Here is a 19,090-nt window from a genome sequence, read left to right on the forward strand (position 1 = left end):
GTTCAGAACACTCCAATCAGATAGACAAAGGTGAAGACGCAGATCCAGACCAGGTCCAGGAAGTGCCAGAACAGGCTCAGGCAGGAGATGCGGGTGACGTTGGTCGGGGTGAGCCCGCGACGCTTCACCTGGTGCATCACCACCGCCATCCAGATCAGGCCGCTGGCCACGTGCAGGCCGTGCGTGCCAACCAGCGCGAAGAACGCCGACAGGTAGGCGCTGGTGGTGGGGCCGGCGCCAATATGGATGAGGTGGTTGAACTCATACACTTCCATGCCGATGAAGCCGGCACCGAGTGCGAAGGTCACGCCCAGCCAGGTCAGCACGGCCTGCTTGTTCTGGCGGTGCATCGCGAGCACGGCCTGGCCGTAGGTGATGCTGGAGACCAGCAGCAGGAAAGTTTCCACCAGCACGAACGGCAGCGAGAACAGCTCGGCACCCGTCGGGCCGCCCGCATACGCGTTGCTGAGCACCGCGTAGGAGGCGAACAGCGAGCCGAACAGTACCAGGTCGGACATGAGGTAGACCCACATGCCGAAGACCTTCATGCCGCCCTGGTCGTGGCCATGGTCGTCATGGCTGTGCTCGGCCGCCTGCGCGTTGTCTACGGCGACGTTGGACATGATGTTCATGCAATCACCCTGTGCTGCTTGAGCTTGTTCTGGTGTTGGTTCTCGATGGCGGCCACTTCTTCGGCGCTGACGTAGTAATCCACGTCCTCGTCGTAGGAGCGCACTATCAAGGTGACTATCATCGCCACGAAGCTCGCACCGGCCAGCCACCAGATGTGCCAGATCAAAGCGAAGCACAGTGCCAGGATCCAGATGTTGAGGATCAGCGGCACACCGGTGTTACGCGGCATGTGGATGGGCGCGTACTGCTTGGGCGGCTTTGGCAGGCCTTCTTTCTTGGCTTCGTGGAAGGCGTCCAACGTGTCGGCCTTGGGCACCACGGCGAAGTTGTAGAACGGCGGCGGCGAGGGCGTCTGCCATTCCAGCGTGCGCGCATTCCACGGGTCGCCGGTGATGTCCTGGTTCTGCTTGCGGTCGCGGACGCTGACGTAGATCTGCACCAGCATCAGCACGATGCCTGCGAGCACGAACAGCGCGCCGACGAAGGCGGCAATCAGGTAGGGCGTCCACGCCGGGTTGTCGTACTGGTTCATGCGCCGGGTCATGCCCATGAAGCCAAGCATGTACAGCGGCATGAAGGCCAGGTAGAAACCGATGATCCAGCAGGCGAACGACCACTTGCCCAGGCGCTCGTTGAGGGTGAAGCCGAACACTTTCGGGAACCAGTAGACGAAGCCGGCCAGGTAGCCGAACAGCGCGCCACCGATGATGGTGTTGTGGAAGTGGGCCACCAGGAACAGGCTGTTGTGCAGCAGGAAGTCCGCGCCCGGGATGGCCAGCAGCACGCCGGTCATGCCGCCGATGGTGAAGGTGACCAGGAAGGCGATGGTCCACAGCATCGGCACGCTGAACTCGACGCGGCCGCCGTACATGGTGAACAACCAGGTGAAGATTTTCACGCCGGTCGGGATCGCGATGATCATCGTCATGATGCCGAAGAAGGCATTGACGCTGGCACCGGAGCCCATGGTGAAGAAGTGGTGCAGCCACACCACGAACGACAGGATGCCGATCGCCAGCGTTGCACCCACCATCGACTTGTAGCCGAACAGCTTCTTGCGCGAGAACGTGGCGGTGATCTCGGAGAAGATGCCGAACGCCGGCAATACCAGGATGTACACCTCCGGGTGGCCCCAGGCCCACACCAGGTTGACGTACATCATCGGGTTGCCACCCAGGTCATTGGTGTAGAAGTTGAAGTCCAGGTAGCGGTCCAGCGTGAGCGCGCCGAGGGCAACGGTCAGGATCGGGAACGCGGCAATGATGATGACGCTGGTGACCAGTACGGTCCAGGTGAACACCGGCATCTTCATCAAGGTCATGCCCGGCGCACGCATGCGCAGGATGGTGATGAACAGGTTGACGCCGGTCAGCAGTGTGCCGACACCGGAGGCCTGCAGCGCCCATATGTAGTAATCAACACCTACTCCTGGACTGAACTCGATGCCAGACAAAGGCGGGTACGCCACCCAGCCGGTCATCGCGAACTCACCAAGGCCCAGCGAGATCATCATCAGCGCAGCGCCGACCACGAAGATCCAGAAGCTGAAGGCGTTGAGGAAGGGGAAGGCCATGTCGCGCGCGCCGATCTGCAGCGGCACCACGATGTTCATCAGGCCCACCACGAACGGTGTGGCCACGAAGAAGATCATGATCACGCCATGCGCGGTGAAGATCTGGTCGTAATGCTCCGGTGGCAGGAAGCCATCGCTGCCGGGGCCGGCCGCAGCCAGCTGTGCGCGCATCATCAGTGCATCGGCAAAGCCGCGCACCAACATCACCAGCGCCACCACGATGTACATGATGCCGATCTTCTTGTGGTCAACCGTGGTGAACCAGTCGCGCCACAGCACGCCCCACAGCTTGAAATAGGTCACCGCGCCGAGCAGCGCAACGCCGCCCAGCACCATGCCCAACAATGTCACCACGACGATCGGGTCGTGCAACGGCACGGCGTCCCACGTCAACTTACCGAACATGCTCATTACTCCTGGGAGGCCTTGGGTTCTGCGTTGTGGCCCGACGTGGCCGCGGTGTTCTCACCCACGCCGATGAACTGGTCGATGACCTTCTTGAACAGCAACGGCTCGACGCTGGCGAAGTGCTGCACCGGTGCCTTGCGGCTGGGTTTGGCCAGACGCTTGAATTCGTCGAAGCTCAGCTGATCCGGCGATTGCCGCACCTGTGCAACCCAGTCCTCAAACTGCTGGTTGCTCATCGCGGTGGCGACAAACTTCATGTTGGAGAAACCGTGGCCGCTGTAATTGCCCGACATGCCGTCGAACTTGCCAGGCTCATTGGCCACCAGATGCAGCTGTGTGCGCATGCCGGCCATCGCATAGATCTGCCCGCCCAGCTGCGGGATGAAGAAGGTATTCATCGTCGAGTTGGAGGTGATGTCGAAGGCCAGCTGCTGCCCAGCCGGGAAGTTCAGCTCGTTGACCGTGGCGATGCCCAGGTCCGGGTAGACGAATACCCACTTCCAGTCGGTGGCGATCACTTCCACATGCAGCGGCTCGCCGGGGATATCCAGTGGCTTGTAAGGGTCAAGCTCGTGGGTGGATTTCCACACGATGACGGCAAGCACGGCGACGATGATCAGGGGCACGCCCCAGACCACGATTTCCACCTTGGTGGAGTGCGCCCAATCGGGCATGTACTTGGCCTTGGTATTGCCGGAGCGGTAGCGCCAGGCAAAGACGAAGGTCAGCACGATGGCCGGTATCACCACGATCAGCATCAAGGCGATGCAGATGATGATCAGGTCGCGTTGGGCAATGCCCACGTCGCCTTTGGAGTCCAGTAGTACCCAGTTGCAGCCAGACAGGCCCACGCATGCCAAAGCGGCCAGCGCTGGGCGGATGCGTTTCCAGCAGATATTCATTGAAGGTCGACCCTGTTGAAGGAGCTCTTGAGCGGGGACCGCCGGTGCCCGGCGCATGGGCCGGGAGCGGCTACACTGTCCGTACGGCGGTGCCTACAAAAGGATTGCCGATCCAGTCAAGTCCATACAAGATACAACATTGTATGGGTTGTTGCACGTACAACGCAGGGAAGGTTTATCCGATGCCGCAGCCAGCCGCAGGCCGACGCCTGAAAAAACCCAACCGGACCTGGGTCCGTCCCTTCGCCGAGGGCACCGGTCCGCTCTACCTGCAGATTGCCCAGCAGGTACGCGATGCCGTCGACGACGGCGTGCTGCAACCCGGCGACCGCCTGCCGCCGCAACGCGATCTGGCCCAGCTGATGGGCGTGGACCTGACCACGGTCACCCGTGCCTACGCCGAGCTGCGCCAGTCCGATCTGCTCGACGCGCAGGGCGCCGGCGGCACCTTCATCGCGATGTCGGCCGGCAACAGCGCCACCTCGGTGGACCTGAGCATGAACATCCCGCCGCTGCTGGGCAGCAGCCCGTTCGCGCAGGGCATGGAGCGCGGTTTCCAGCAGCTCAGCCAGCAGTTGGGGCAGGGCGAGTTGATGAGTTACCACGTCGGCGCAGGCTCCCGCGATGACCGCGCCGCTGCCGTGCAATGGCTGGCGCCCATCCTCGGCAGCGTCTCCGCCGAGCGGGTGGTGATCTGCCCCGGCGCGCAGGCCGCGCTGTGCGCCATCGTGCTGGCCAAGACCCAGGCCGGCGACCTGATTGCCGCCGAACAGCTCACCTATCCGGGCCTGCTGGCCGCCGCGCGCGTGCTGCAGCGGGGCATCGTCCCCATCGCCATGGACGCCGAGGGTATGCTGCCGGACGCGCTGGAAGCGGCCTGCCAGCAGCGCAAGCTCAGCCTGATCTACCTGATCCCGACCATCCAGAACCCGACCACCGCGACCATGTCGCAGGCCCGTCGCGCGGCCATCCTGGCCATTGCCCGCCGCCATGGCGTGGCGGTGGTCGAGGACGATCCGTACTGGCTGTTGGCCGCCGATGCGGCGCCGCCGCTGGCGGTGGATAGCCACCCCGACGCCCCGGTCTACTACGTTTCCACCCTGTCCAAGTGCCTGGCGCCGGGCCTGCGCACCGCCTATCTGGTGGTGCCGCCGGGCGAGCCGATGGAACCCTTGCTGGACGCCCTGCGCTCGATCGCGCTGATGCCCACCCAGTCAATGGTGGCGGTGGCTTCGCACTGGATCCGCAGCGGCCAGGCCGATGAGATGGTGCGCCGCTTCCAGCAGGAGCTGCGCCAGCGCCAGCAGATCGCCGCGCGCATCCTGCCGGCGCCGTATCAGGCGCACCCGTCCGGCCTGCATGTGTGGCTGCCGCTGCCCCCGAGGCTGGACCAGTACCGGTTGATCCAGGCCGCACAGGCGCAGGGCCTGGGCATCGCCAGCTCGGAGTCCTTCAGCATCGAGGAGCAGGCCGGCAATGCCATCCGCCTGTCCTTGGGCGGGGCGGTGGACCAGCACAGCCTGGCGACGGCCTTGACCAAGTTGACCGAGGTTATCTCGGCCGCGCCTGAGACGCGTACGCAGGCTATCGTCTAAACGCGACCCGGTCATATCCATACAAAAGTGATACATTGCGCATCTTGTATGGATATGCGGGTAGCGGCTGTGCGTCGGGACAAGCTGAAATTTCATCTGGTCATGCTGGGCTGCGCCGGCTTCGTGGTGCTGGCGCTGGCCTCGCTGGTCTATGTCTGCTCGCGGCCGCAGACCGCCGATGTGCAGGCCAGTGAACGTGCGGCCATCAACCAGTGCCTGCAGCGCAGCCGCGCGCCGGAGCGCACCGAGATCTACCGCCGCGCCCAGGCCGATTCCTGCGCCGAGATGCTTGAGCAGTACGAGCACAAGTTCGGCGCGGACGACGCCTCGTGAGCCCGCGTAGCGGTGCATCGCCGCGTCGGCGCGGCATGCGGCTTTGGATAGCGGCAGGCTGTGTGTTGATGGCCGGTATTGCGATAGCGCTGTGGCAATACTTCGGCCTCAGCGAGCAGGCCAGCTTCGCCGAACAGGCCATCGTCTTCGACGACACCCAGCTCAAGCTGCCACCGGAACTGGCCGGCGCCAACGGGCGCATCCGCGTCGTGCATTTCTGGGACCCGGCCTGCAAGGTCTGCAACCGCGAAACCGGCGCACACCTGAGTTATCTGGTCAGCATGTACCGCCGTGCCAACATCGATTTCTATGCGGTGCGCCGCCCGGGCACGACGGGTGAGCTGCCCGAGTATCTGCGTGGTCGTTTGAAGGAACTGCCGACGATTGAAGGTGCCGAACATATTCCGGCCAGCCCTGCGGTGGCCATCTGGGACCGGCAAGGGCATCTGGCCTACGCCGGGCCGTACAGCATCGGCATGGTCTGCAACTCGGCCAATAGTTTCGTCGAGCCCATCCTCGACAAACTTGTCGATGGTCAGACGGTACGGCCGCGCGGCCTGTTGGCGGTGGGCTGCTACTGCCCCTGGCAAAGCAAACCTTGATCTGCTGCTGATGAGCCTGCACGCACGCCAGCGTGCGCGGACGTTTTGTCCGCGCAAAAAAAACAGCGGGCACCCGCTCCAACCGACCGATGGTTGTGAGCAGGCACCCGCCGCTGATGTAAAAGATACGCGGCTACATCGTCCATACATGGTGCGACAGGATGTCGCAGTTTTTGCCGGTAAACAGGGGGTTTGGCGATGAGTTGGATGAACAGCGCGCTGCTCAGCAGCGGCCCGATCTACCTGCGCATCGTCGACAGCATCGAGCGCAGCGTGAATACCGGCGAGCTGGTGCCCGGCCATCGCCTGCCATCGCAACGCGCATTGGCCAAGCAGCTCAGCATCGACCTGACCACGGTGACGCGTGCGTTTGATGAAGCGCGCCGACGCGGCCTGATCGAAGCGCGTGGTCCACAAGGCAGTTTCATCGCACCGCCAAAAGCCGCCTTCGGCCAGCCGGTGGATCTGAGCATGAACGTGCCGCCGGTGCCGGATGCGACCGCCTTGAACGATGCTCTGCGTCGTGGCGCTGCAGCCGTGCTCGCGCGCAGCAATGCGCCCAATCTGATGACGTATCACCTTGCTGGCGGCAGCCCGACCGACAGGCACGCGGCGATCAGCTGGTTGCAGCCGATGCTGGGCGATGTTGCCGATGCGGGTTTGGTGGTTGCTGAAGGCGCGCAGTCGGCCTTGGCGTCGATCCTGATAAGCCAGACCCAGGAAGGCGAGGTGATTCTGTGCGATCACCTTGTCTATCCCGGCTTGCTGCAGGCCGCCAGATCATTGGGCCGACGTTTGCTGCCGGTTGCTGGCGATGCCGATGGAATGTGCCCGGATGCGCTTGAACGCGCTTCCCGGCAGAGCGGCGCACGCGTGGTCTACCTCAACCCCACCTGCAACAACCCGACCGGGTTGACGATTCCGCTGCAGCGTCGGGTTGAGTTGGCACGGGTGCTGCAGCGGTTGGATCTGCTCGCCATCGAAGACGATCCGTATTGGCATCACGATGTGCATGCGCCAACGCCGATCGCCGCGCTTGCACCGGCGCAGGTGTACTACGTATCAACTTTGTCCAAGGCGATCAGTCCCGGTTTGCGAACTGCCTTCGTGCGTTGTCCTTCCGTTCGCCATGCAGAAGGGCTTGCGACCGCCTTGCGTTCGATCTGTTTGATGGGCCATCCGCTGGTGATGGCGATGGTCAGCCAGTTGTTGCTGGATGGTTCGGCGACTGCCTTGCTGGGGCAGGTGCTGCAAGAAGCGCGCGAACGTAGCGCCTTGGCGGCGCATCTGCTGGTGCCTGCGCTGAAGGTGCAGGCCGCTGGCCTGCATGCCTGGTGCACCGTGCCCGAGCCATGGACCGACGCCGGCTTCGTGCGTGCGGCGCAACTGCAGGGCCTGGCGATATCGCCCTCGTCGTCGTTCCGGCCGGACGGCGCGCAGCGCAGCCGTGGCTTTCGACTATCGCTGGGGCAGGCCAGCAACCGGCGACAGCTGCACAGCGCCCTGCGTCGCATCAATCAACTGGTGGATGCACCAGATTCAACCGGTGCACTGGTTGTAGGAGCGGCGTAAGCCGCGAAGCTGGTCAACCAACAGCCGCCGCGCGCCATGTATCGCCACACTTAATTGCCGTCAGCTTCGCGGCTGAAGCCGCTCCTACAGAAGCCGGTCTGGATGGCTGTGGGAGCGGTGTAAACCGCGAAGCTGGTAGTGCATCAGCCGCAGGTCACCGCGAACGGCACCCCTCCCCAACCCGTCCGGCCCGAAGGCACAGCCTTCGGTCGTTCATCAGGCCGCGCGCCAGTGGCGCGCAAACTGGCCTTCTTCACCCCCTTGTCTGCGGCAAAGAGAGGGGGAAAAGCCGGTGGGACGAGGGTTGTCCTGCCCGCAGCTTTACTCAGCTCTGCTTGAACAGCTTGCGCTTGCCGGTCAATACCTTTTCCTTGGGCGTCAGTTTTGCCACGCCGGGGATCAGGAAGTCGGTCGGGGTCTGGCCGAAGCGGATCTTGGAGGCCAGCCAGAGCGGCATCTTGCCGCGGCCGGTCCAGGTGTTCCAGCGGTTCTCGGGGTCGCGGTACTTGGGCTTGACCTTGGGCCCCTTGCGGCGGCCGGGCTTGCCCTTGGGTACTGCGGCATCTGCGTCCGTGCCGAACAGCTCTTCGATCGTATAACCGGTCTGCTTGGCCAGCGCGGTCAGCTTGCGCCTGACTTTTTCCGCAGGTTGACGTTGGGTGAGCGCTTTATGCCTGTCCTGTGCGGCGCGGATGAGAGTGTTCAGCTCCCGGAGGTCAAGGGTGTTCAGATCGATACTCATGGCGTAAGCGTCAGTTCTTGGCGTGGGGGTGTCAAGCCATTGTTGGCAGCTTTTGACACCAGCACAGCTGCCTTTGGCGCTTTGCCCGGAAGTGTGTCTGGCCGTGGCCGGGCCGGGCGGCTGCCCGGCTGCCCGGCTGCCCGGCAGACAGGCAAGGGCAGGGCTGGCTTCTTCCGGGCCATCCTGTGTCGAGCGGCGCAGGGATGGCTTGGTGCCGAACCCCGGGTAAGCGCAGCGCACCCGGGGCAGTTCGCGGGTGAGCTGAAACTTCGGCAGATGCAGGCTTCCCGGGTGCGCTGCGCTTACCCGGGCTACCTCATTGCCGGCGAGATCACAAAAAACCCGATGGCCGAGGCCGGCATCGGGTTTGCGGTGCTTCAAGCGCGGGCTTGGCTTCGATCAGCGGTGGTTGCGCGAAAGCACCATCGAGTAGGCGAACCGGCCCGGCGGGTGCAGGCTGATCGCGATCAGCAGCAGGCGCGCGTTGGCATCGCGGTAACGGCGCTGCACGCGCATCGCCGGCTCGGTCTTCTTGATGTCGAGTAGTTTGGCGTCGGCGGCTTCGAAGGAGGCGGCATCGAATACCTGTTCCACCCGCGACAGCTTGGCCGGGTCAAGGAACTTGGCCAGGGCACGGGCGGCGCCGGCCACTTCCAGCAGCTTGTCGGTCGGCACGCCGCTGCGCACCGGGATCAGCATCTCGGTGACGGCGATGGGCTCGCGGGTCTGTTCTTCCAGGCGCAGGCAGTGCAGGCGCAGATATTCCTTGCCCTCATGGATGTCCAGGCGCTGCGCCATGGCCGCGTCGGCCAGCTTGCGCTCGGCTTCCAGCACCTTCAGGCGGGTGCTGTTGCCGTACTGCATCAGCAGGTCGACGGTGTCGATCTCGTGCTCGTAACGCATGGCCGCGCTCTGCGCGATCACCCGCGTGCCAGCGCCCGGCCGGCGCTGCACCAGGCCAGCACTGATCAGCTGCGCCAGCGCCGCGCGAGCAGTGTGGCGGCTGACGCTGAAGCGTTCGCACAGCTCCAGTTCGGTGGGTAGCAGGGTACCAACGGCGTAGTCGCCCTTTTCAATTGCCGCCTGCAGTAGATCGCCCAGTTCGGCATAGCGGGGCTTGCTGCGTCGCGTACCAGTCATATGTACAGATCCTTGTTCAAAGTCTGAGCGAGAGTTCCTGCCAGCTGCGCTGCAGGGTTTCACGGTGGTCGGGTGCGGCGATGGCAATCAGGGCCTGGGCCCTTGCATGGACATCGAGATGGCGTACATCAGCTACACCATATTCGCTGACGATACAGTCGGCATCTACGCGGGCAAGGCTTACGGGACCGGCGGGAAGCATCGGGACGATCCTGCTTTCGCCCTTGGGGGTACTGGCAGGGAGTGCAATGATGCCGCGCCCGGCGGTCGATTGGCGAGCGCCTTGCAGGAAATCGGGCAGCCCGCCGACGCCACTCAGTTGGCGTCCAGACAGGAACTCGCCGTTCACCTGACCCAGCAGATCCACCGATAGTGCGCTGTTGATGGCGGTCAGGCGCGGAATACCGCCCAGTACGTTGTGGTCGTGGGTATGCCCGACTTCGCGGAAGGTGATGCTGCGCGGAGCAATGTCGTACAGCGCCTGTGTACCCAGCGCGACGCCTGCCACCACGGCATCCGGTGCCGGTGACAGTGCGCCCGATTCCAGCAGCCCAAGCAGGCCGTCGGAGACCATGCCGCTGTGGATGCGCAGGTTGCGCCGCTCGCGCACCGCACGCAGCACCGCCGATTGCAGCCGGCCCAGGCCCAGCTGCAGGGTGGCGCCATCTTCCACCAGGGTGGCGACCTGCGCGGCGACAGCCTCCATCGCGGCATCGGCCGGCGGATCGGGGATGTCCAGCAGCGGCGCGTCCTGCTCGATGGCGGCGGTGATGCGCGAAAGCGGGATCGATGGGCCGCGCGTGCGCGGCATGCGCGGGTTGATATGGGCCAGGATGCGGGTGGCGCGCGGCCAGGCGGCCGGGGTGAAATCGCAGGCGATGCCCAGCGAGCAGTTGCCGTCTTCATCCGGCGGCGCCACCTGCACCAGCACGGTGTCGAAGGCCACGCTTTCACGCAACCAGCGCCAGGTGGCGGTATAGGTCATCGGCAGATAGTCGATGCGGCCATCCAGCCAGGAGCTGCGCAGCTCGCTGCTCAGGAAGATCGTGCGCTGGCGTGCCTGCGGGTGCAGCCCGGCAAAGTCGAAAGTATTGACCGTGGGAATATGCACGCCGGTGAAGCGCAGGCCGGCACAGCGCTCGGCACCTTTACGCAGCCAGTGTTCGAACAGCAGGGAATGGCCGGCGCAGCCGGGCGCGAAGATCTCCGGGCCTTGCGCGAGGTAGTCGAAAAAAGTGTCGGCATCCAGAATTCGGGGCATGGGGCTGATTGCGGCGGTGGGAGAGCGGATCATATGATATGTCCGGACAAAGTCGGTTATGCTCCTTTTACGCGGTCGCTGTTCCCACCACCCCGAACCCGCTGTTGCGGGCCTGCACCGAGACTTCATCGCGCGATGACCCTGCCTGCCGCCAGCCTTACCGAACAGCTTGCCCAGCGCCTGCAACGGCCGGTGGATGACGCCGCCCGGCGACGCGCGGCGCTGCTGCTGGTGGATTGGCTGGGCTGCGCCTTGGCTGCGCTGCGCTATCCCATCGCCAACCAGCTGCGCACGCTGGTGCAGGCGCAGGCCAGTGGCCCGGTTGTCGCCTTGGGCGCGGGCCGGCGCACCGCCGCCGACGCCCTGCTGCTCAATGCCGCGCTCGGCAACGTGCTGGAAATGGACGATGTGCACCGTGGCGCCATCCTGCATCCCGGCCCGGTGGTCATCCCGGTGGCGCTGGCGGCAGCGCAAGCCGAAGGCGCCGATGCAACCGAACTGCTGGACGCCATCGTGCGCGGCTATGAAGCCACCATCCGCGTGGGCCGCGCCCTGGGCAAGGCGCATTACCGCTATTGGCATCCCACCTCCACGGCTGGCGCGTTTGGCGCGGCCGCAGCGGCGGCATCGGTGCTGCGCCTGCCGGCCGAGTCGCTGGCCGATGCCTTGGGCAATGCCGGCAGCCGCACCGGTGGCCTGTGGCAGATGCGCCACGAGCCGGTGCCGACCAAATCGCTGCACAACGCCGAAGCCGCACGCAGTGGCTGGCTGGCGGCGCAACTGGCGCTGGCTGGCATGCGTGGGCCGCGCAGGATACTGGAAGGTGAGCAGGGCCTGTTTGCCGCCACCGCGCCGGATGCCGTGCCGGAACTGGTGATTGCCGAGGAAGCTGACTGGCTGATCCACAGCACCAGCCTCAAGCCGTGGCCGGCATGCCGGCATGCGCACCCGGCGATCGACGCGATGCTTGATGTTTTGGCGCAACTGGGTGCCGGCGAGCAGGCGCAGATACAACACATCGAAGTGCGCAGCTATGCCGAGGCGCTGCGCTTCTGCGACCGCGTGCAGCCGCAGACCGAGCTGGAAGCCAAATTCAGCCTGCAGCACGCTCTCGCTTCGATCCTGGTGCACGGCCGCCCACAGCTGGCCCATTACACAACCGAAGCCTGCAGCGATGCCGAACTGACGCCGTGGCGGCAGCGCATCCAGCTGATTGAGGATGCGGCCTGCAGCCAACGTTTTCCTGTGCATTACGGGGCCAGCGTGCGCCTGCTGCTGGCCGATGGCCGCAGTGTGCAGGCCGAGCGCATCGACGCCTGGGGCGACCCGGAATGCCCGATGTCGGCCGACGATGTGCTGGCCAAGGCAATGGCCCTTGCCCACTGGGGTGGCGTATCCGCCGGCCTGGCGCAACCCCTCTTTGGGCAGGTGCAGGCGCTGGCCGATGGCGGCAGTCTGGACGCCCTGAACTCGATGTTGGCGCGGGTGGCGTGATGCGATTTACCGAAGCCTTGTTGCAGCATGCAGGCACGCTGCGTTTTGAAGACCTGTCCGCCGAGGCCGTCGCCGCAACGCGCGTATTCGTGATGGATTCGGCCGCGGTAGGTATTTCCGGCTCCGGTCCGCAGGTGCCGCTGACCCAGGTAGTCCGTCGCAGCGCTGCCAGTTACGGCAGCGGCAATGCTGCGCGCGCCTGGGTGACCGGCGAAGCGCTGCCTGCCGCCAGCGCGGCCATGGTCAACGGCTATCAGATCCACAGCCAGGAATTTGATTGCGTACACATGCCGGCGGTGGTGCATCCGCTGGCGGTCATTCAATCGGCGGTGTTTGCCGCCGCCGAACAACGAGCCAACATTGACGGCCTGCCGGTCGATGGCAAGGCGCTGATCACCGCGCTCAACGTGGCGGTTGATGTGGCCACGCTGATTGGTATCAGTGGCCGCGCGCCGATGCATTTTTTCCGCCCTTCGATGTGCGGCGCGCTGGGTGCGGCGGCCGGTATCGCGCACCTACACGGTGCCGATGAAGAGCTGCTGCGCCGCGTGCTCGGCCTGACATACAGCCACCTGTCCGGCACCATGCAGGCGCATGTGGAAGGCTCGCCCACGTTGGCGCTGCAGGTTGCCTTGAACGCCCGCGCCGCAGTGAGCTGCTGGGAGCTGGCACGCAATGGTTTCCCGGCGCCGCGTGACATGCTGGAAGGCCCGTTCGGCTATCTGCCCTTGATCGAAGGCGCGTTCGATACCGGCCCATCGCTGCAGAAACTGGCCGCGCGTGAAGCGCAGATCCTCACAGTCAGCCACAAGGTATTCCCCACCGGCGGCGCCGCGCATGCCGCGCAGGACATGCTGATGGAGCTGCGTCAGCAGCACGGTTTGAACCTGGACAACGTCGCCAGCATCGAAGTGCAGGCGCCGCCGCTGGTGCGCCGCCTGGTTGGCCGCAGCTACCAGCCGGCGATGGAAACCAGCTATGCGCGGCTATGCCTGCCGTTCCTGCTCGGCACCGTGCTGCTGGATGGCAAGGTCGGGCTGTCAGCGTATGCACCGGAAAAACTTGCCGATGCGCGCCTGGCCGCATTTGCCACGCAGGTCAGCCTGGTGCCGAACGACTGCGAAGATCCCAATGCGCTGGTGCCGCAGTCGATGACGGTAACCCTGCGCGATGGCCGCGTGCTGCACAACCAGCGCGACGCTGCCATCGGTTCACCGCAACGGCCGCTGTCGCGTGCCCAGCAACTGGAAAAGTTCCACCACTGCCTTGATCACGCCGCGCGTCCGTTCGATGCCGGCCACCGTGATGCCCTGATCTCCCACTTCGACCAACTGCAGGACATCGACGATGTCAGGCAGCTGGTCGGCCTGCTGATTGTCGAGACCCCATGACCTACGCCACTTATTTCGAATCCTTCGATGTCAAGGAGCTGCTCAAGCAGTTCCCGCTGGACCAGGCCTTCACCGACAAGTTCAAGAACATCAGCCGCGAGGAACTGCGCGCCGAGCAGAACGCGATGTTCCTGCGCTGCGTGGCACGTGCGTGGCAGATACCGTTCTACCAGCGCCTGTGGGGCAATGCTGGCATCACGCCGGAAGATATCCAGAGCCTGGACGACATCACCAAGCTGCCGGTTTTCGGCAAGCACGAGATCATGGCCTCGGTGGAAGCCAATCCACCGCTGGGCGATTTCCACGGTTGGCAGGACGGCACCGAAGCCGGCAACAAGCCGCTGGTGTTCCACACCACCTCCGGCACCACCGGCCGCCCGCAGCCGCTGGTGTTCTCGCCGCATTCGCGCGAAGTGCAGAGCCTGCTGCTGGCGCGCCTGTACCGCTGGCAGGGCATGCAGCCCGGCGACGTGGTGCACTCGGTGTATGGGCACGGAATGATCAACGGCGGCCACTACGTGCGCGAGGCCATCACCCATTACACCCAGGCCCTGTTCTGCTCGGCCGGCACCGGCATCGAGATGCGCTCGGCGCAGCAGGTGCAGCTGATGAAGAGCATGGGCACCAATGTGATTGTGGGCTTCGCCGATTACATCAAGAAGCTGGCCGATGTGGCCCGTGAGAACGGGCTGGTGCCTGGCAAGGACATCCCGGTGCGGATGATCTGTGGCCACCTCGGCCGAGAATCGCGCGAGACCCTGTCCGCTGCCTGGGGCGGCGTCGAGCTGTACGACTGGTACGGCGTGGGCGATACCGGCGCGATTGCCGGCCAGGGCCCGGACCAGGACGGCCTGTACCTGATGGAAGACGCGCAGTACGTGGAAATCCTCGACGTCGACAGCGGCGAACTGGTGGCCGATGGCGGCACCGGCGACATGGTGGTCACCTGCCTGTACAAGGACGACATCTACCCGATCATCCGCTTCAACACCCACGACGTGACCCGCGTGCTGACCACGCCCTCGTCACTGGGCATGAACCTGCGCCGCATCGAGGGCTTCCTCGGCCGCAGCGACAACATGGTCAAGATCCGCGGCATCAACGTGTTTCCGCAGGCGATGGCACCGGTGCTGGAAGAGCACGCCTCGTTCGCCGGTGAGTTCATCTGCGTGGCCAGCCGTGATGAAGGCGGCCGCGATGATCTGGCCGTGCACGTCGAAACCCGTGGCGCGCTGGATGACGCACAGCTGGCGGCGGAGTTTGCCGCCTTGCTGCGCCAGCGTCTGGGTGTTGAGATGAGCATCGTGCTGGCCGCGCCGGGTGCGCTGGCTGCGCTGACCGGTATCGAGGTACGGCAGAAGCCGGTACGTCTGATCGACAAACGTTTCGCTTGAGGAAGACCGCGTGAGCAAGGCCGATGCGCAGTTGTTGAGCTTGGATCTGACGGCGCAGGCGGCCTTGTTGGCGGCCAATGAAGTCAGCTGTACGGAATTGATCGAGCAGCAGCTGGCGGCCATCGCCGCCAGCCAGGCGCAGATCAACAGCTACATCCACGTCGATGCGGAAGGGGCATTGGCGGCGGCCGCGCTGTCCGAGCAGCGCCGCCAGCGTGGCGTCGCACGCCCGCTGGAAGGCCTGCCGATCGCGGTCAAGGACAATATCGACGTGGCCGGCATGGTCACCACCGCCGGCATGGAAACCCGCCGTCACGATGCTCCGGCGGCCGCCGACAACCCGGCCGTGGCTGCCTTGCGTGCGGCCGGTGCGGTGATCGTCGGCAAGCTCAACATGCACGAAGCGGCGATGGGCGCGGACAACGACAATCCGTTCTACGGCGCCTGCCATAACCCGCACCGGCACGGTTACACGCCGGGCGGTTCCAGCGGCGGCAGCGGCGCGGCGGTGGCTGCCGGGCTGTGTTCGGCGGCGCTGGGCACCGACACCATGGGCTCGGTGCGTATTCCTGCAAGTTACTGCGGCGTGGTCGGGCTCAAGCCGAGCTGGGGCGCGATCAGCACGCGCGGCAGCGTCGCCCTGTGCCGGCGGCTGGATCACATCGGCCCGCTGACCCGTTCGGCGCGCGACTTGCGTCTGCTGCTGCAGCTGATGACCGGCTTCGATCCGGACTGTGCGCAATCGCGTGCCATCCACTACGCCGCACCCGATGCTGGCCACCTGCGTATTGGCGTGATTGATTTTGGTGATGCCGCCGACGTGGCTGCGGATGTGCAGGCCGCTTTCGAGGAAGGCCTGCGCGTATTGGCAAGCCTTGGCCATCGCCTGCAGCCCATGCCTGCGCCCGCATTTGCCTCGGCCCGCGCTCGACGCGCCGGCCTGTTGATGAGCGAGGCGGAGATGCTGATCGAACATGCCGACGCCTGGGCCGGCGACCGCAGCAAGTTCTCGCCGCTGCTGGTCAAGCTGATGTCCTGGGCCGAAGGCCGCAGCGCCGCCGAACTGGCTGCTGCCTCGCAATTGGCGGACCGTGGCCAGGTACAGCTGCAGCAGTGGCTGGCGCAGTGCGACGTGCTGGTGATGCCGACCGCACCGCAACGTGCGTTCGCCTTCGGCCAACCCGCACCGGCCAGCCAGGCCGACCTCACCGCCTACGCCAACCTGGCCGGCAACCCGGCCTTGTCGGTACCGCTGCCGGTGGCCGCCAACGAACTGCCCGCTGGCATGCAGCTGGTCGGCAAGATCGGCGATGAGCTGAGCCTGATCGCCTTGGCGGAAGCCTTCCAGCACGCCATCGCCTGGAAGCCTGCATTACCTGAAGCCTGCAACAGCTGGTGGCCGCGATGAAGCTGCTCGATGGGGTTCGTGTGCTGGACCTGTCACGCATCCTGGCCGGTCCCTGGGCCACCCAGGTGCTGGCCGATTTCGGCGCCGATGTGATCAAGGTCGAGCGCCCGGGCGTGGGCGATGACACCCGCAGCTGGGGGCCGCCGTATCTGAAGGATGCTGCCAGCAATGACAGCAGCGAGTCGGCGTATTACCTGTGCGCCAACCGCGGCAAACGCTCGGTGGCGATCGATTTCACCACGGGCGAAGGCCAGGCCTTGCTGCGCGAGCTGGTGATGCATTGCGATGTGCTGGTGGAGAACTACAAGGTTGGCGGCCTGAAGAAATACGGGCTGGATTTCGCCAGCCTGCAGGCGATCAATCCCAAGCTGGTGTATTGCTCGATCACCGGCTACGGCCAGGACGGGCCTTACGCGCAGCGCGCCGGCTACGACGCTGCCATCCAGGCCATCGGCGGTTTGATGAGCGTCACCGGCGAGCCCGATGGCGCGCCCGGTGCCGGCCCGCAGAAAGTGGGTGTGGCTGCGACCGATCTGATGACCGGCATGTATGCGGCCACCGCCATCCTGGCCGCGCTGCGCCATGCCGAACGAACCGGAGTGGGCCAGCAGATCGATCTGGCGCTGCTCGACACCCAGATTGCCTGGCTGGCCAATCAGGCCTCCAATTATCTGGTGGGCGGCGTGGTGCCGACCCGTCAGGGCACCGCGCACCCGAATATCGTGCCTTACCAGGTGATGCCGGCGGCGGATGGTTATTTCATGCTGGCCGTTGGCAATGACGGGCAGTTCGCGCGTTTGTGCGAGGTGATTGGCGAGCCAGAGCTGGCGCTCGATCCGCGTTATGTAACCAACAACGCACGGGTTGCGAACCGCGAGGTCTTGGTGCCGCACCTGCAACAGGTACTGGGCACGCGGCCGGCGGCTGAGTGGCTGGCGGCGCTGGAGCAGGCAGTGGTACCGGCCAATCCGGTCAATCGCATCGATCAGGTATTTGCCGACCCGCAGGTGCAGGCGCGTGGTCTGCGCATCGAGCTGCCGCATGCCGGCGGCGGAAACGTACCGATGGTGCGCAATCCGCTGAAGTTCTCGGCAACGCCGTTGCGCTATGAGCAGGCGGCGCCGGTGCTGGGGCAGCACACCGCTGAGGTGTTGGGAGAGGTGCTTGCCCTGGATGATGAGCGGCTGCGGGTGTTGCGGGAATTGGGTGTGGTTGGGTTTGCGGCAGAAGCTAAAAGCTAGAAGCTGAAAGCGTTACCCCTCCCCAACCCTCCCCTTGGCTGCGCCAAAGGGAGGGAGCGAAGCGGATCGCGATGATCTGACAGATTGCAGGCTCGCGCCCCTTCCCTTTGGCGCAGCCAAGGGGAGGGAGCAAAGCGGAAAGCAGTCACGCTCCGCGGCGTAGTTGGTAGTGCCGAGCCATGCTCGGCAGGGGCATTACAGTTGCACCATCAAACCTGTGGGAGCGGCGTGAGCCGCGAAGCTCGCAGCACCGAGATCACCAGCACACCAGCAACCGGACAGATCCATAGCTTCGCGGCTGACGCCGCTCCCACAAAACACACAAAAGCACACTCACCCGAATTCACGCACCGCCAGGAAAACCCTGCTGCCGCCACGCTTCATACACCACCACGGCGACCGAGTTGGACAGGTTCAAACTGCGGTTGTTGGGTTGCATCGGCAGGCGCAGGCGGTGGCCATCGGGCAGCGAGTCGAGCAGATCCTGCGGCAGGCCACGGGTTTCCGGGCCGAACAGGAAGGCGTCGCCATCGGCGAACTGCACGGTGTCATAGCGGACGCTGGAGCGGGTACTCAAGGCAAACAACCGCTTGGGTGCAATGCGCGCCAAGGCGGTCTCCAGGTCCGGATGGACCTGCATCTGTGCGTACTCGTGATAGTCCAGGCCGGCGCGCTTGAGCTGCTTGTCACTGAGGTCGAAACCTAGCGGTTCGATCAGGTGCAGTCGCGCGCCGGTGTTGGCGCAGAGCCGGATCACATTGCCGGTGTTCGGCGGGATCTCGGGCTGGTAAAGCACTACATCGAAAACAGGGGCAGAAGTCATCGGCGCAGTTTACGCCGGGTGTTGCGTCAAGGCTGGCTTAGTTCGAAACCAGCCCCTGCGCGACGACCTTGCCGATGGCTTCAGCAGCGGCTTCGGCAGCCATGGCCTGCACCTGCTCCACGTCCGGGCGAACGGTGATGGCCGGCAGCGAGACCATCCAGTGGCCGGCACGGGTGCCGATGGCGACCGGGGTGGCCGAGGCCAGCTGGCTGGCGGTCTGTTCGGCCATCAGCTCGACGATCTGGCCAACGGTCGGGCGGACCTGCACGACAGCCAGGGTCGGGATGTTGCTGTTGGCTTCGTGCTCGGCCTGCACCAGCTGATCAGCGGAAGGGCGAACCTGCACGGTTTCCAGGGTGACGATATCCGAGGCCTGGACCGAAGAAACAAAGCCGGCGCTGGCGACGAGGGCGAGGGCAATGGCGAGAGACTTGGCGTTCATGGCGGGACCTGTTTGGTGTGTGTGGTCAGTGGTGTGGTAGTAAGGTAGTACAGTGAATTTCGAAGTGCAAGAACTTTTTTGCTTTTTCTTTGTCTGTTCAGCATTCAGTCATTTATCGTCTGAGTGGATCTTGCTG

At 64.8% G+C, this 19,090-nt stretch carries 17 protein-coding genes; 9 read left to right on the plus strand and 8 right to left on the minus strand.

Annotated elements, in window-relative coordinates:
* Nucleotides 1-2 precede the first annotated feature (2 nt).
* The 3 genes from cyoC to cyoA are packed head-to-tail and all read right to left on the minus strand — an operon-like array spanning nt 3 to nt 3,516.
* The gene (gene cyoC, locus ACVOKO_RS11165) at nt 3-632 is read right to left on the minus strand and encodes a cytochrome o ubiquinol oxidase subunit III (protein WP_346498980.1); all 630 of its coding nucleotides are present in this window, start codon (nt 630-632) and stop codon (nt 3-5) included.
* Nucleotides 629-2,611 carry a cytochrome o ubiquinol oxidase subunit I gene (gene cyoB, locus ACVOKO_RS11170; RefSeq protein ID WP_346498981.1) on the minus strand — a complete coding sequence of 661 codons (1,983 nt, stop codon included), beginning with the start codon at nt 2,609-2,611 and terminating at the stop codon, nt 629-631. Before cyoB ends, cyoC begins: the two co-directional genes overlap by 4 nt.
* Nucleotides 2,612-2,616: 5 nt before the next feature.
* Entirely contained in the window at nt 2,617-3,516 is a 900-nt protein-coding gene (cyoA, locus tag ACVOKO_RS11175) for a ubiquinol oxidase subunit II (RefSeq protein ID WP_346498982.1), read from the minus strand.
* A gap of 182 nt (nt 3,517-3,698) precedes the next feature.
* Between cyoA and ACVOKO_RS11180 the strand changes: the two genes are divergently transcribed.
* The 4 genes from ACVOKO_RS11180 (at nt 3,699) to ACVOKO_RS11195 (ending at nt 7,618) form a co-directional block, all read left to right on the plus strand.
* Nucleotides 3,699-5,111: an aminotransferase-like domain-containing protein gene (locus ACVOKO_RS11180; protein WP_346498983.1), complete on the plus strand. Its 1,413-nt coding sequence runs from the start codon at nt 3,699-3,701 to the stop codon at nt 5,109-5,111.
* Nucleotides 5,112-5,159: 48 nt separating this feature from the next.
* Entirely contained in the window at nt 5,160-5,444 is a 285-nt protein-coding gene (locus tag ACVOKO_RS11185; RefSeq protein ID WP_346498984.1) for a hypothetical protein, read from the plus strand.
* A 68-nt stretch (nt 5,445-5,512) separates the two neighbouring features.
* Nucleotides 5,513-6,046: a DUF6436 domain-containing protein gene (locus ACVOKO_RS11190; RefSeq protein WP_346498985.1), complete on the plus strand. Its 534-nt coding sequence runs from the start codon at nt 5,513-5,515 to the stop codon at nt 6,044-6,046.
* A 198-nt stretch (nt 6,047-6,244) separates the two neighbouring features.
* The gene (locus tag ACVOKO_RS11195; RefSeq protein WP_430980764.1) at nt 6,245-7,618 is read left to right on the plus strand and encodes an aminotransferase-like domain-containing protein; all 1,374 of its coding nucleotides are present in this window, start codon (nt 6,245-6,247) and stop codon (nt 7,616-7,618) included.
* Nucleotides 7,619-7,943: 325 nt separating this feature from the next.
* Here the strand turns inward: ACVOKO_RS11195 and ACVOKO_RS11200 are convergent, their stop codons facing one another.
* Genes ACVOKO_RS11200 through ACVOKO_RS11210 form a run of 3 tightly spaced genes read right to left on the minus strand, consistent with a single transcriptional unit; the run spans nt 7,944 to nt 10,761 of the window.
* On the minus strand, nt 7,944-8,741 hold the full coding sequence (locus ACVOKO_RS11200) for an H-NS histone family protein (protein WP_346498986.1): 798 nt from the start codon (nt 8,739-8,741) through the stop codon (nt 7,944-7,946).
* 18 nt (nt 8,742-8,759) lie between these two features.
* Entirely contained in the window at nt 8,760-9,500 is a 741-nt protein-coding gene (locus ACVOKO_RS11205) for a GntR family transcriptional regulator (RefSeq protein ID WP_346498987.1), read from the minus strand.
* Between the two features lie 16 nt (nt 9,501-9,516).
* Nucleotides 9,517-10,761 (minus strand): acetyl-CoA hydrolase/transferase family protein, encoded by a 1,245-nt coding sequence (locus ACVOKO_RS11210; protein ID WP_346498988.1) that lies wholly within the window; start codon nt 10,759-10,761, stop codon nt 9,517-9,519.
* A gap of 135 nt (nt 10,762-10,896) precedes the next feature.
* Here ACVOKO_RS11210 and ACVOKO_RS11215 point away from each other — a divergent pair, with 135 nt between their 5' ends.
* Genes ACVOKO_RS11215 through ACVOKO_RS11235 form a run of 5 tightly spaced genes read left to right on the plus strand, consistent with a single transcriptional unit; the run spans nt 10,897 to nt 17,689 of the window.
* The gene (locus tag ACVOKO_RS11215) at nt 10,897-12,255 is read left to right on the plus strand and encodes an MmgE/PrpD family protein (protein WP_346498989.1); all 1,359 of its coding nucleotides are present in this window, start codon (nt 10,897-10,899) and stop codon (nt 12,253-12,255) included.
* Entirely contained in the window at nt 12,255-13,646 is a 1,392-nt protein-coding gene (locus ACVOKO_RS11220) for an MmgE/PrpD family protein (RefSeq protein WP_346498990.1), read from the plus strand. The genes ACVOKO_RS11215 and ACVOKO_RS11220 overlap by 1 nt, the downstream gene beginning before the upstream one ends.
* Nucleotides 13,643-15,040: a phenylacetate--CoA ligase family protein gene (locus tag ACVOKO_RS11225; RefSeq protein WP_346498991.1), complete on the plus strand. Its 1,398-nt coding sequence runs from the start codon at nt 13,643-13,645 to the stop codon at nt 15,038-15,040. The genes ACVOKO_RS11220 and ACVOKO_RS11225 overlap by 4 nt, the downstream gene beginning before the upstream one ends.
* Nucleotides 15,041-15,050: 10 nt before the next feature.
* The gene (locus ACVOKO_RS11230; protein ID WP_346498992.1) at nt 15,051-16,448 is read left to right on the plus strand and encodes an amidase; all 1,398 of its coding nucleotides are present in this window, start codon (nt 15,051-15,053) and stop codon (nt 16,446-16,448) included.
* Nucleotides 16,445-17,689 (plus strand): CaiB/BaiF CoA transferase family protein, encoded by a 1,245-nt coding sequence (locus ACVOKO_RS11235; protein ID WP_346498993.1) that lies wholly within the window; start codon nt 16,445-16,447, stop codon nt 17,687-17,689. The genes ACVOKO_RS11230 and ACVOKO_RS11235 overlap by 4 nt, the downstream gene beginning before the upstream one ends.
* Before the next feature lie 343 nt (nt 17,690-18,032).
* Here ACVOKO_RS11235 and trmL read toward each other — a convergent pair whose 3' ends face one another.
* Both trmL and ACVOKO_RS11245 read right to left on the minus strand, forming a co-directional pair.
* Nucleotides 18,033-18,512, minus strand: coding sequence for a tRNA (uridine(34)/cytosine(34)/5-carboxymethylaminomethyluridine(34)-2'-O)-methyltransferase TrmL (gene trmL / locus ACVOKO_RS11240; RefSeq protein ID WP_057627589.1), 480 nt, complete (start codon nt 18,510-18,512; stop codon nt 18,033-18,035).
* A 37-nt stretch (nt 18,513-18,549) separates the two neighbouring features.
* Nucleotides 18,550-18,954: a hypothetical protein gene (locus tag ACVOKO_RS11245; protein ID WP_346498994.1), complete on the minus strand. Its 405-nt coding sequence runs from the start codon at nt 18,952-18,954 to the stop codon at nt 18,550-18,552.
* Nucleotides 18,955-19,090: the final 136 nt, after the last annotated feature.

The sequence above is a fragment of the Stenotrophomonas sp. STEN240 genome, assembly GCF_056756175.1.